This is a genomic window from Sphaerotilus sp., from assembly GCF_034519685.1.
In the GTDB taxonomy this organism is placed as follows: Bacteria; Pseudomonadota; Gammaproteobacteria; order Burkholderiales; family Burkholderiaceae_C; genus Sphaerotilus.
Window position 1 is genome coordinate 85,235 of sequence record NZ_JAXHOF010000006.1, and the last position, 12,967, is coordinate 98,201.

12 protein-coding genes are annotated in these 12,967 nt (G+C 67.4%); 8 read left to right on the forward strand and 4 right to left on the reverse strand.

Annotated features, from left to right (window positions below; genetic code table 11):
* Positions 1–6: 6 nt before the first annotated feature.
* Positions 7–903 (reverse strand): KPN_02809 family neutral zinc metallopeptidase, encoded by an 897-nt coding sequence (ypfJ, locus tag U5O44_RS11460; RefSeq protein ID WP_322588611.1) that lies wholly within the window; start codon positions 901–903, stop codon positions 7–9.
* 383 nt (positions 904–1,286) lie between these two features.
* Here ypfJ and U5O44_RS11465 point away from each other — a divergent pair, with 383 nt between their 5' ends.
* Entirely contained in the window at positions 1,287–1,955 is a 669-nt protein-coding gene (locus U5O44_RS11465) for a PEP-CTERM sorting domain-containing protein (RefSeq protein WP_322588612.1), read from the forward strand.
* Here U5O44_RS11465 and U5O44_RS11470 read toward each other — a convergent pair.
* Positions 1,937–2,845 carry a LysR family transcriptional regulator gene (locus U5O44_RS11470; protein ID WP_322588613.1) on the reverse strand — a complete coding sequence of 303 codons (909 nt, stop codon included), beginning with the start codon at positions 2,843–2,845 and terminating at the stop codon, positions 1,937–1,939. The two genes, U5O44_RS11465 and U5O44_RS11470, sit on opposite strands and share 19 nt — an antisense overlap.
* A 221-nt stretch (positions 2,846–3,066) precedes the next feature.
* On the opposite strand from U5O44_RS11470, the gene U5O44_RS11475 reads away from it, so the two are divergent.
* The 4 genes from U5O44_RS11475 (at position 3,067) to U5O44_RS11490 (ending at position 6,826) form a co-directional block, all read left to right on the forward strand.
* Positions 3,067–3,375, forward strand: coding sequence for a hypothetical protein (locus tag U5O44_RS11475; protein WP_322588614.1), 309 nt, complete (start codon positions 3,067–3,069; stop codon positions 3,373–3,375).
* Positions 3,314–3,724 (forward strand): FxDxF family PEP-CTERM protein, encoded by a 411-nt coding sequence (locus U5O44_RS11480; protein WP_322590478.1) that lies wholly within the window; start codon positions 3,314–3,316, stop codon positions 3,722–3,724. The genes U5O44_RS11475 and U5O44_RS11480 overlap by 62 nt, the downstream gene beginning before the upstream one ends.
* 176 nt (positions 3,725–3,900) lie before the next feature.
* Positions 3,901–4,611, forward strand: a complete 711-nt coding sequence (locus U5O44_RS11485; protein ID WP_322588615.1) for a haloacid dehalogenase type II — start codon at positions 3,901–3,903, stop codon at positions 4,609–4,611.
* 10 nt (positions 4,612–4,621) lie between these two features.
* Positions 4,622–6,826, forward strand: a complete 2,205-nt coding sequence (locus U5O44_RS11490; RefSeq protein WP_322588616.1) for a malate synthase G — start codon at positions 4,622–4,624, stop codon at positions 6,824–6,826.
* Positions 6,827–6,892: 66 nt separating this feature from the next.
* On the opposite strand, the gene U5O44_RS11495 is transcribed toward U5O44_RS11490, so the two are convergent.
* Entirely contained in the window at positions 6,893–8,122 is a 1,230-nt protein-coding gene (locus U5O44_RS11495) for a type II toxin-antitoxin system HipA family toxin (RefSeq protein ID WP_322588617.1), read from the reverse strand.
* Positions 8,119–9,774 (reverse strand): DUF262 domain-containing protein, encoded by a 1,656-nt coding sequence (locus U5O44_RS11500; RefSeq protein ID WP_322588618.1) that lies wholly within the window; start codon positions 9,772–9,774, stop codon positions 8,119–8,121. The genes U5O44_RS11495 and U5O44_RS11500 overlap by 4 nt, the downstream gene beginning before the upstream one ends.
* 53 nt (positions 9,775–9,827) lie before the next feature.
* Between U5O44_RS11500 and U5O44_RS11505 the strand changes: the two genes are divergently transcribed.
* Genes U5O44_RS11505 through U5O44_RS11515 form a run of 3 tightly spaced genes read left to right on the forward strand, consistent with a single transcriptional unit; the run spans position 9,828 to position 12,908 of the window.
* Positions 9,828–10,340: a GDP-mannose mannosyl hydrolase gene (locus U5O44_RS11505; RefSeq protein ID WP_322588619.1), complete on the forward strand. Its 513-nt coding sequence runs from the start codon at positions 9,828–9,830 to the stop codon at positions 10,338–10,340.
* Positions 10,337–11,698: a fused MFS/spermidine synthase gene (locus U5O44_RS11510; RefSeq protein ID WP_322588620.1), complete on the forward strand. Its 1,362-nt coding sequence runs from the start codon at positions 10,337–10,339 to the stop codon at positions 11,696–11,698. Before U5O44_RS11505 ends, U5O44_RS11510 begins: the two co-directional genes overlap by 4 nt.
* A 31-nt stretch (positions 11,699–11,729) precedes the next feature.
* On the forward strand, positions 11,730–12,908 hold the full coding sequence (locus tag U5O44_RS11515) for an MFS transporter (RefSeq protein WP_322588621.1): 1,179 nt from the start codon (positions 11,730–11,732) through the stop codon (positions 12,906–12,908).
* Positions 12,909–12,967: the final 59 nt, after the last annotated feature.

The following is a 12,967-nucleotide window of genomic DNA, read 5'->3' on the forward strand; positions in this document are numbered from 1 at the left end:
ACCGCCTCACAGATTGCGCGCCTGGAAGCTGTCGCACTGCGCGAGCTGCCCCGTCTGCAGGCCGCGCTTGAACCAGGTCATGCGCTGCTGGCTGGTGCCGTGGGTGAAGCTCTCCGGGCGGACACGGCCTCCGGCATTGCGCTGCAGCGTGTCGTCGCCGATCTGGGCGGCGGCGTTCATCGCCTCTTCGAGGTCGCCCTGTTCGAGCCAGTTCTTCGCCTGCTGCGCATGGTGCGCCCAGACGCCGGCGAAGCAGTCGGCCTGCAGCTCCAGCCGCACCGACAGCGCGTTGTTCTGCGCTTCGCTGACGCGGCCCCGCATCGCGTCGATCTTGTCGGTGATGCCCATCAGGTGCTGCACATGGTGGCCGACCTCATGCGCGACGACATAGGCCTGCGCGAAGTCGCCGGGCGCGCCGAGCTGGCGGCGCATGGTCTCGAAGAAATCGAGGTCGAGGTAGACCTTCGAGTCGCCGGGGCAGTAGAACGGGCCCATCGCCGCCTGGCCGGTGCCGCAGGCGGTGCGGGTGGCGTTGGTGTAGAGCACGAGGCCCGGCTTCTGGTACTGCGCATTGGCCTGGCGGAAGATGCCGTCCCACACGTCTTCCGTCGAGGCGAGCACGGTCGAGATGAAGCGGGCGTTCTGGTCCTGCGGGGCTGCGCGGGTCTGGCCGGCGGGCGCCTGCTGCACGACCTCCGGCTCGCCGCCGCCCATGCCGCCGAGCACGCCGATCACCGTCATCGGGTTGACCCCGAACACCCAGCTCGCCACCAGCGCGATCGCGATCGTGCCCAGCCCGACCCCGCGCCGCCCGCCCATGCGGCCACCGCCACCGCCGCTGAAGCCGCCCTGGCCGCGGCGGTCTTCCACCTGGTTGCTCTCTCGCTGTCCGTCCCACTTCATGGTGTGCTCCTTGGGGTTCTCAGTGCGGTGTGAATTGTTACCGCTGTGGGGGCGATCATGCCAGCCGCGACAACCCGGGGGACGTGCGCAGGGACATCGAACACTCGCCCACCCGTCCATCCGCCCACCCCACCACCGATTGCAAGAGATGGGGTTATTTTTTCGATGTTATCCGCGGATGACCAGAAGATAATGCTGCTAGGTATTTGGAATACCGTTCTGACGGTGCCGGGAAAAGCCAGAGGCATTTTTTCAATTCGGGTGCTAGCATGAATTATGCACGTGCCACCCCATGTTCACGGGATATTCCGACGGGCGACATGCGTATGATTTTCCATGTCAGTCGGCGCACTGACTCCTGCATTATTCCAGAGGAAACTGCGATGAGAAATAGCCTGTGTCTTGCGGCATTGTCGGTGGTCGGCCTGCTGAGCCCTTCGGCCTATGGGGCCGATCTGCTGCTCAATGGAAATTTCGAGAACGCTGTCCAGCTGCATGCGGACGGATATTGTTACCAAGGCCTGGCGGGGCAGGACTGCGGCGGGATTGCGGGCTGGAATGGGGTATTGCCGCTGCAGATTGCCGCCACGTCGACATTCTGGGGAAATCCCGGGGCACTCGCGGGTTTCGACGCCAGTCTGGGCGATCAGGTGGCGGCCATCCAGAATACCTACAACCTGCAGCAGGCGGTGACGCTGGCCGGTGGGGCCTATACCCTGCGCTGGCGCGATGCTGGTCGGCCCGCATACGACGACCAGCAGTATGAGGTGCGGTTCAGCGGCACGATCCTGGGGACGTTCGATGTCCAGGCGGGCCAGGCGTGGTCGCTCCACCAGGCCACCTTCACGGCGCCGGCCGGGCTGCACCTCCTGGAGTTTGCTGGCGTGGGCGCGCAGACGGACGGGACGGTGTTTCTGGACAACATCCATCTGACGGCGGTGTCTGCCGTGCCGGAGCCGGCGTCCAGCGCCCTGCTGCTGGCCGGGCTGGGGCTGGTGGCGGGGGGCGCACGCCGACGCCGGTCGGGCCCCCCTCAGCCCCCGCTCCAGTAGCCTGGCGCGCTGTAGCTGTGCTTGAGGAAATCCACCCACAGCCGCACCCGCAGCGGCAGGTGCCGCACATGCGGCAGCACGGCATAGATCCCGTTCGGCGGTGCGGCGTGGTCGTCCAGCACGCTGACGAGCCGACCGGCGCGCAGGTCGGCCTCCACCTCCCACGTGCTGCGCCACGCGATGCCCAGGCCCTGCACGCACCAGGCGTGCAGCACCTGCCCGTCCGAGCAGTCGAGCCGACCGGGTGGTCGCAGGTACTGCACTGCGCCGTCGACCAGGAACGCCCAGCCGCGTGACTGGCTGGCCTCGGAGCTGAGCGTCAGGCACTCGTGGCGCATCAGGTCGAGTGGCTGCTGCGGCGTGCCGGCCCGCGCGAGGTAGGACGGCGCGGCCACGCAGCGCCGCCGGTTGTCGGCCAGCCGCACCGAGATCAGGCTGGAGTCCGGCATGTCGCCGACGCGCACCGCGCAGTCGTAGCCCTCGTTGACCATGTCGATGATCCGGTCCGACAGGTTCAGCGACAGCGACACCTCCGGGTGCAGCGCGAGGAACCTCGGCAGCAGCGGCGCCACATGCCGCCGCCCGAAGCCACCCGGCGCCGTGATCCTCACATGGCCGCTCGCCTTCACGCCGCCGGCGCTGACGCTGGCCTCCGCGCTGGCGAGGTCGGCGAGCACGCGGGTGCAGTCTTCGAGGAAGGCGCTGCCCTCGTGGGTCAGCGTGAGCTTGCGGGTGGTGCGCACGAGCAGCTTCACGCCCAGACGTTTCTCCAGTGCGTCCATGCGCCGGCCCATCATCGCCGGCGCAACCCCCTCATTCGCGGCGGCGGCTGTGAGGCTGCCGCGCTGGACGATTGCGATAAATGTCTCGATTTGTTTGAGCTTGTCCATTTAATCAAGGGGGTCAAGAAATTTGATATGTGACCACACGGATGTGGGTTGCCAACTATTGACGATTGACGTGAGGGCCACATGCCGCAATTGATCTGCACTATGCACGATGGGCCCCCCTCATCCACGGGGCCCAGACGTCGATCGCTACTGCGTATGATTGTTTCAAATTAACCGACAATTCCGCTTCAAGGTGGAATGTCAAAACCCAGAGGAAAATCATGAACAAATTCACCAATCTTGCTGCCTTGGCCATGTTGAGCTTGCTCGGCCAAGCGGCAAACAGCGCGGAACTGGTCACCAACGGTGGCTTCGAGAGTGCTGTCAATCTGAATGCTGACGGCTATTGCTACGGTGGTGTGGCAGGTCTGGACTGCGGCCCGATGGATGGCTGGTCTGGCTGGGCACCTGTCATCGTGGACAAGGATTCCGTGGCGTGGGGAACGCCACGCACGCTGGGTGGTTTTGATGCGTCCAACGGCGAACAGGTCGCTGCCCTGCAGAACAGATGTTCTCCAGCAGACCGTTGACGGTGGCGGTGGCCTCTACACGCTCAGCTGGTGGGAAGCGGGATATTCGCTCGGCAGCGATCCCCAGACCTACTCGGTCAGCCTGGGTGGCACTCAGCTGCACCCGACGTTTTCCACACCGGTCGGTCGGGGCTGGGTCCAGCAAGTCCTGAGTTTCAATGCCGCAGGCGGAACAGAGCTGCTGAGCTTTACTGGCACATCGTCCAGTGGGGTCGTGTTCCTCGACAACATCAGCCTGACGGGGGCTGCAGCGGTCTCGGCGGTTCCCGAGCCTGAAACCTTCGCCATGATGCTGGCGGGTCTGGGTGCACTGGGCTTCGCGAGCCGTCGCCAGCGCAAGTCGGCCTGATCCTTCCCCTCCGTCTGTCTCTGCGCGGGCACACCACGGCCCGGGACCACTGAACATATCGGTGGTCCCGGGCCGATTGCATTGGTGATCATGCTGAACATTACATCTAAAAAAGTTCCGAATCATTCGATTTCCATCCACACAATGGCATGTGAAGTCTGGAATAGATTCACGGGATGGACAAGCCCTCCCTTCCTGCCGGACAAGCGCCCCGCGCGGTGCTCTTCGACGCCTACGGCACGCTGTTCGACGTCTACAGCGTCGCGCTGACGGCCGAGCAGCTCTTCCCCGGCCGGGGCGAGGCGCTGTCGCTGCTGTGGCGCGAGAAGCAGATCGACTACACGCGCCTCCTCACCATGAGCGCGCCCGACGGCAGCCGCTACCGCCCGTTCTGGGACATCACCCGCGCCGCGCTGCGCCACGCCTGCGCGCGGCTGCAACTCGCGCTGCCCTCTGCGTCCGAAGAGCACCTGATGAACCAGTACCGCCACCTGAGCGCCTTCCCCGAGGTGCGCGAGGTGCTGGACGGCCTGAAGTCGCGCGGCATCCCCACCGGCATCCTCAGCAACGGCGACCCCGACATGCTCGGCATCGCGGTGCGCAGCGCCGGGCTGGGCCCGCTGCTCGACCACGTCATCAGCGTCGAGCCGGCGCGGGCCTTCAAGACCGATCCACGCGCCTACGCGCTCGGCCCGGCCACGCTCGGCCTGCCCGCCAAACAGATCCTGTTCGTCTCCAGCAATGGCTGGGACGCGCTCGGCGCCACCTGGTTCGGCTACACGACGCTGTGGGTCAACCGGGCCGGCGCGCCGCTCGAAACCCTCGGCACCGAGCCGACCCGCGTGGGCGGCAGCCTGCGCGATGTCCTGAATTTCCTTCCTTCCTGAGGTTCCCACCATGACCGCACGCACCACGATCCACGGCCTGCAAGTGGCCACCGAACTGTTCCGCTTCATCGAGGATGAAGTGCTGCCGAACACCGGCGTTGCCTCGGCGACGTTCTGGGCTGGCTTCGACGCCATCGTCAGCGACCTCGCGCCGCAGAACGCCGCGCTGCTGGCCGAGCGTGACCGCATCCAGCTGGAGATGGACGCCTGGCACCAGGCGAACCCCGGCCCGATCGTCGACATGGCCGCCTACCAGGCCTTCCTGAACCAGATCGGCTACCTCGTGCCGGTGCCTGCCGATGTGCAGGCCAGCACCGCCAACGTGGACGCCGAACTGGCGCTGCAGGCCGGCCCGCAGCTCGTCGTGCCGATCCTGAACGCCCGCTACGCGCTGAATGCCGCCAACGCCCGCTGGGGCTCGCTGTACGACGCGCTGTACGGCACCGACGCCATCTCCGAAGCCAACGGCGCCGAGAAGGCCGGCGGCTACAACCCGGTGCGCGGCGCCCGCGTGATCGAGTTCGCCCGCAACTTCCTCGACCAGGCCACCCCGCTGACCGGCGCCACCCACAAGGACGCCACCGCCTACCGCGTCGAAGGCGGCCGGCTGGTCGTCGCGCTGAAGAACGGCGCCACCACCGGCCTCGACAACCCGGCCCAGTTCGTCGGCTACCAGGGCGACGCGGCCGCGCCGACCTCGGTGCTGCTGGTGAACAACGGCATGCACCTCGACATCCTCATCAACCGCGCCACCGCCACTGGCAAGACCGACGCCGCCGGCGTGTCCGACGTGGTGATCGAGTCGGCGCTGTCCACCATCCTCGACCTGGAAGACTCGGTCGCCGCCGTGGACGCCGAAGACAAGGTGCTGGCCTACCGCAACTGGCTCGGCATCCAGCTCGGCACGCTGACCGAGGAAGTCGCCAAGGGCGGCAAGACCTTCACCCGCCGCCTGAACGCCGACCGCGTCTACACCGGCCCGAACGGCGCCGAGGTCGTGCTGCACGGCCGCTCGCTGATGTTCGTGCGCAATGTCGGCCACCTGATGACCAACCCGGCGATCCTCTGGGGCGCCGAGGGCAAGGAAATCCCCGAGGGGATCATGGACGCCGTGGTCACCACCACCATCGCCCTGCACGACCTGCAGCGCCACGGCGCCAACGGCCTGAAGAACAGCCGCAGCGGCAGCGTCTACATCGTCAAGCCGAAGATGCACGGCCCGGCCGAAGTCGGCTTCGCCTGTGAGCTGTTCACGCGCGTCGAGCAACTGCTCGGCCTGCCGGACAGCACGGTCAAGCTCGGCATCATGGACGAGGAGCGCCGCACCTCGGTCAACCTGAAGGCCTGCATCGCCGCCGCCTCGTCGCGCGTGGCCTTCATCAACACCGGCTTCCTCGACCGCACCGGCGACGAGATGCACACCGCCATGCACGCCGGCCCGATGATGCGCAAGGGCGACATCAAGTCCAGCGCCTGGATCGCCGCCTACGAGCGCCGCAACGTGCTGATCGGCCTGAGCTGCGGCCTGCGCGGGCGGGCCCAGATCGGCAAGGGCATGTGGGCGATGCCCGACCTGATGGCCGCGATGATGGAGCAGAAGGTCGGCCACCCGAAGGCCGGCGCCAACACGGCGTGGGTGCCGAGTCCGACCGCCGCGACGCTGCACGCGCTGCACTACCACCAGATCAGCGTGGCGGCCGTCCAGCAGCAGATCGAGGCCAGCGGCGACGCCGCGAACCCGGCGCTGACGGACAAGCTGATGACCGACCTGCTGACGGTGCCGGTCGTGGCCGAAGCGACGTGGAGCGACGCCGAGCGCCAGCAGGAAATCGACAACAACGTGCAGGGCATCCTGGGCTACGTCGTGCGCTGGGTGGACCAGGGCGTGGGCTGCTCGAAGGTGCCGGACATCAACGACATCGGCCTGATGGAAGACCGCGCGACGCTGCGGATCTCCAGCCAGCACCTGTGCAACTGGCTGCTGCACGGCGTGGTGACCGAGGCGCAGGTGCGCGAGACGTTTGCGCGCATGGCGGTGAAGGTGGATGGGCAGAACGCCGGGGACGCGGCGTACAAGTCGCTCGCGGCGAACCCGGACGGCGCGGCCTACCGGGCGGCGCTGGACCTCGTGTTCAAGGGGCAGACGCAGCCGAGCGGGTATACCGAGCCGCTGCTGCATGCGTGGCGGTTGAAGGTGAAGGCGGCGGCGGTTTGATCCGGCGCTGATCGCCTCGAATGCATGATGGCGGCGCCCTGCGGGGCGCCGTTTTTCATGGTCTGTTCATGGCGTGCCGAACAGCGGCACCGTCTTCAGGTGCCCGTCGATCCGCGCCTGTCCCTCGCGGTCGTAGCCGAACTCGCCGGCCGAGCGGGCCCAGGCGGCCCGTGTCCTGTCCACGGCGTCCGCTGTCCACGCCACCAGTCGCGCCTCGTCGAAGTCGATCTTGCGGGCGAGCCGGCGAAAGGTGTCCATCCCCATGTCCGCCCACTGCTTGGACCGCCCGAAGTTGAGCGCCAGCTTGTCGCTGGGCATGTACTGGACCGTGGACACCAGGTCATAGGCGGGCGACAGCACCGCCTGAACACCGTCGGGGTAGAGCAGTGTCCAGTTCTTGTGGTGCGCATCGCCGTTGCCGCTGGCGAGCATGAACACGTAGCGGCGGATCAGCTCTTCCAGCCCGGTGGCGCCGGTCAGCACCAGCGTCAGCCGGGCAATCGTCTCGTAGTTGAAGCGGGCGTATTTCTGCTCGGGGTACAGGCCGAGGATCTGGTTGAAATCCTCCATGTGGAGGCGCTCGCCCGTCGCCGGCCGGTCGAAGCGCCGGATGACAAACGCCTGGGTTTCCTGACGGGGAATGCCGGTGGCCGGCAGCCCGCTCACCTGTGCGATGTCCACCAGGTCGATCTCGGGAATGGTGATCCCGCTGGCCGCCGCCCAGCGCATCGTCGCGTATTCGTTGGCTGGCCCGCCGGGATAGCGCAGGTCGGGCAGCTTCAGGATCCAGTCCCCGCCCTGGCCCGAAACGGGCACCGTCATGCCCCGGTCGCTGCGCAGCGCGGAGAACTTGAGCTGCACGCCGGCCAGCGAGAAGTGCCAGGCGCTGTCCTCGTGTGTGCCGGCCGCCAGGTCTTCCAGGGCGTCCGCAGACTCGGCGTCTGCCCGCACTGCTGGGGGGTCGTCCTGCTCGATGCGAATCGCGCCGGGCAAATCGTGACCGAGGTGTTCCAGCAGCCTGAATTCCCGCGCGGGCTCGACGCCTGCATCCCGAGCGACCAGTTCCCGCAGCGCGCCTTCGGGCAGCAGATTCGAGAACCACGCAGGCAATCGCGACAACGCACGTCGGTGGGCACCGAGATCGTCCTCGAAGCTCTGGCCCAGCACCGGTCGGGGGTGGCTGTGGCGGTAGGACTCCAGCAGGTGAAACTCGCAGCGAGCAGCATCGTCCAGCGTCAGTCGCCCGACGGGCAGATCGCCGAGCAGGACACGCAGGCGTTTGATGGTGCGTGTCATGTGTCCTCCTCATCATCGGACACGACCAGCGAGGCGAGCGATGGGCGGTCTGTGGCGTCCCAGCGTGCGTGCCGGGCGAACACCCGTTCGAAGTGCAGTTGAAGTGCTGTAGCACGCAAATTCAGAAACCGCACGCTGTCGCCCCCCTGAAGGGCGGCGAACGCTTCTTGACTGATGCCGTGCGAGGCTAGCGTGGCGTCATCTGTCACCTGCAGCAATGTCCTGCGCAGGCCGGGTCGCACGGGATGTGCCATTCGATTGGCCACGGACAGGGCTAGAGCACCTTCAGCATACGAGCCCTTCAGCAGCGGAACGAATGGAGGTTCTTGCCCTGCCTGCCGGTAGTCCAGCAGTCCTCCCATGTCAATCAGTTCACCCGTTTCCAGATCTCGCGGTTGCAACTCCAGCAACGCGAGTGCCTGCAGCTTGCTGGCTGCAAAACGAAAGTTGAAGGGCTCTGTGGAGGTCGGTAGCCGCGGCTGCTCGTTGCCCACCATCTCCAACATGCATTGAACGGACAGTTCTTCGTCGATCGGATCAATCCGATTCAGTGCTGCACGGGTCGAGACTGCGTTGCCGAGGTGATCACCATTGAGTGCTCCACGCCATAGCCAGCGGGCCAGCAACTCGCGTGACCGTGGTTTCGGCTGAGGGTGGTAGCTGAAGAACTTGCCCAGCGTGACCAGCGGTTGTTTGTACGGCAGCAGGTTGTAGTGAGGGATACCTGCATCGCGGCGTATGAAGCGCACCACCTGACGGGCAATCTGCTCGGTCTGTGTGTACAGCTCACTGGCGAGATGGTGGCTTAACCGCAGCGGTTCAGCGTTGCCCCCGGAGACGACATCCAGCCCATGCAACACACGCAGCAATCGGTAGAGGATGTCCTCCTCGATATGGCCAAATTCAAGGGACTGGGCCAGCGCGAGGACCATGTCCGCCAGGGACGATGGGTTTTTCCCGATACGCATGCCGTTCAATGCATCAAACACCTCGGCCGCTTTGAGTTGTTTCCCCATCGAATTGAGCCGCCCGAAGATTTCCCGCAGGATCGACTCGCTGCCATTGCGCACGATGTACGCCGGGATGTCGTACTCCCGCAGGCGCTTGCCGAGCTGCAGCGCCCGTTCGCGGCGCTCGCGGCTGGGTTCGCGTTCGTAGAGCCACTCGAACAACTGCTCCGAATCCAGCAGGCGGTTCAGCGGCAACCAGCGGGCCGGGTCGTCGTCGAGGTTGCCCGGCGAGGGTGGCAGGACGAAGGTCTTGCGGTCAAGGTCGAAGTACAGGGCGAAATCGTCGTCGTCGTCATCGGTGGTCAACAGGATGCGCGCCAGTGATACCAGGCGTTGCTGACCATCCACGACCAGCAGGGCATCCGGTCTCGCCTCGGCCTGAAGACGCAGGCCACCCCACTGCATCTGATCTGCTGGTGCCGCTGTTTCCCAGAGCAGCAAGGTGCCCACTGGATAGCCCAGGTACAGGCTGTCCACCAGTTTGCGTGCATCCTCGCGGTCCCAAGCCAGGCGGCGCTGAAACGAAGGAATTCGCAGCCGGCCCCGCCGGATCTCCAGCATGAGGTCCTCGATCTTGAATGCGCGCGCTTCGGGCCTGTGCTCCAGCATGTCGGGGGAGCGTGCGGTCTCGAATGTCGTCATGGGATGGCCCTCGGTTTCGAAAATTATCGACGCGATCCGCAATACTCGTGTCCATGACCGCGCCGCCAACCCCCACCCACCGCCACTACCTCCCCCACGACACCCTCCTGACCGTCGTCCGCCACACCCCCCTGGTGTCGATCGACCTCGTCTGCCGCAACGCGCGCGGCGAGGTGCTGCTCGGCCTGCGCCAGAACCGCCCGGCGCAGGGCACCTGGTTCGTCCCCGGCGGGCGCATCCTCAAGGACGAGCGCGTGGCCGAGGCGCTGCGCCGCATCGCGGCGGCCGAACTCGGTTTCCACCCCGACGAGGTCGCCGCCGCCCGGCCGCTCGGCGTGTTCGAGCACCTCTACCCCGACAACTTCTCCGGCACCGAGGACGTGACGACGCACTACGTCGTGCTCGCCTACGAGGTCACCGTCGGCGAGGACTCGGTGCGCTCCCTCGACAGCCAGCACAGCGCGCTGCAGTGGTGGCCGGTGGACACACTGCTCGCCAGCGAAGCGGTCCACGTCAACACGCGCGCCTATTTCGACGACTCGATCGACTGCACCCGCACCCCATGACAGCGCCCGCGCTGTCCCGCCCGCAGCTCTACGCCATCGTCTTCATCGAGGGCTTCTGTTCGCTGGGCGCCGAGGTGCTCGCGCTGCGCCAGCTCGTGCCGCACCTGGGCAGCTCCATCGTCGTCACCGCGCCGACGATCGGGCTGTTCCTGCTCGCGCTGGCCTTCGGGTACCACACCGGGGCGCGGGTCGAGCGCGACTACCTCGCCACGGTGTCGCGCAACTTCCTGTGGTCGGCGGGGCTGTGCGCGGTGGGGCTGGCGGGGGTGAGCGTGGACGGGCTGTTCGCAGGGATGCAGGCGGCGCCGTGGCTGGCCTACCTCGTCTTCATGGCGGCCGTGCTGTGTCCGCTGGCGTGGCTGCTCGGCCAGACGGTGCCGATCCTCACCAACCTGATGCAGCACGCCCGGGCCGGCGAGTCGAGCGGCTATGCGCTGTACTACTCTACGCTCGGCTCCTTCCTCGGCTCGGTGACGCTGTCGCTGGGGGTGATGCAGTGGCTGGGCGTGTCGGCGGCGGTGTCGGTGTGTGCGGTGCTGCTGGTGCTCGGCTTCGTGCTGGTGAGCGCGCGCGGGGTGCGCACGGCGCTGATGGCGTCGGCGGTGCTGGCGCTGGTCGGCGCGGGCCACGGGTGGCAGCGGCCGGGGATCGACACGGCCTACGCGAGCTACAGCGTCGTGCCGGTGCAGCTCGACGGCGCCATCAACCCGCGCGCGTTCAAGAGCAACAACTCCATCGCCTCCCTGATCGACGAGGGCACGCCGCCACACTACGCCCGCTACGTCAGCCACATCCGCCGCGTGCTGCTGGAGGACTTTGGCTTGCGCGACCGACCGATCCTGGTGCTGGGCGCGGGCGGCTTCACGCTGTCGCACCGCGAGACCGAGAACCGCTACACCTACGTCGACATCGACCCCGCCATCCGCGCCATCGCGGAGCAGCACTTCCTCGGCGAAGCGGCGCGCGGCGAGTTCATCGTCGACGACGCGCGGCATTTCGTGGCCTCCACCGACCGGCGCTTCGACGCCGCCGTGGTCGACGTGTACAGCGCCCACACCTCGATCCCCGGCCACCTCGTCACGCACGAGTTCTGGCAGAGCACACGCCGCGTGCTGACCGCCGATGGCGTGCTGATCGCCAACCTGATCCTCGACGGCCAGCTCGCCACGCCCTATGCGCGCAACCTGCTGGCGACGATCGAGAGCGTGTACGGGCGCTGCGCGGTGGAGGTGCTGCACCGCCGTCAGCCGCTGAGCAACGTGGTCGTCGTGTGCCACGCGCGCAGCCAGGTGCAGCCGACCAGCGTGTACGTGGACGAGCGCAACACGGCGGATTTCGACCTGGCGCGCTCACGATGAGTCCTGAACTCCCGACCTTCCCGGACTGTCCATGACCCCTTCGCAGCGGCCCCGGGCCGTCCTCACCGGCGTGTTCTTCGCCTTCGCGTTCGGTCTCGGGCTATTCGCGGGCGCGATCCCGACGCTGATGCGCCAGACCGGCCTCGACACCGCCGGCCTCGGGCTGGCGCTGACGCTGCACAGCGCGGCCTATGTCGGCGCGATGACCGTGGGCGGTCGGGTGTTGCGCTGTGTCGAGGTGCGGCGGCTGATGCGGGGCATGCTGGTGCTGCACGCGCTGACCTTCGTGGCGCTGTTCGCTGCCGGCTCGCCGCTGGCGCTGACGGTGAGCCTGATCGCGCTCGGTGTGACCGCCGGCACGGTCGATCTGGCGATGAACACCGACGGCACGGCGCTGGAGCGCGAGGCGGGCCGGCCGGTGCTGATCCGCATGCACGCGGCGGCGTCCGGGGCGTTTGCTCTCGGCGCCATCAGTGGCAGCGTGGTGGCGAGCCAGTTCGGGGCGCTGGCGTGCGCGGGGCTGGCGGTGCTGTCGATCGCGCCGGTGGTGTGGGCGCTGACGCTGATCCCGCCGCGGGTGGTGGTGGTGCAGGGGTCTTCATCGCCATCGGCGGGCGGTGTCGCGGTGGCGCCGCCGCGGACGCACCTGGGCCTGCCGGTGCTGCTGCTCGGGGTGGTGCTGGGCGTGTGCATCGCCGCCGAGATCACCGCGCAGATGTGGTCGGCGCAGTTCCTCGCGCAGCAGGGAGCGCCGAACCCGGCGCTGGCCGGGGCGGGCGCGGCCCTGTTCGCCGGCTGCCAGGCGGTGGTGCGCAGCCTGGGCGACACGCTGCGGCGGCATGTCGAGGACCACCGCGTCATCACCGTGTCGCTGGCGCTGGCCGCACTCGGCTTTGCCGCCGTGGCGCTGGCGGACGGGTTCACCGGCAGCGTGCTCGGCTTCGCGCTGGTGGGGGTGGGCACGGCGTGTGTCGTGCCGTGCTGCTTCGCGCTGGTGGCCCGGCAGGCGCCGCAGCGCGCGGCCGACGCGCTGGGCGTGGCGTCGCTGGTCGCCGGGGCGCTGCGGCTGCCGACGCCGCTGTGTCTCGGGTTCGTGGCGGCGACGTGGTCGGACGCGGTGGCGTTTGGCGGGATCGCGGGGTTGCTGGCGGCGGGGGTCGCGCTGGTCGTGTGGATGGACCAGCGTGATCGGCAAAGCAGTTTTTTGTGAATACGATAAAACCAGATCGTCCACATGACTTTCACCGAGCAAGGCGATGACCTGCGCGT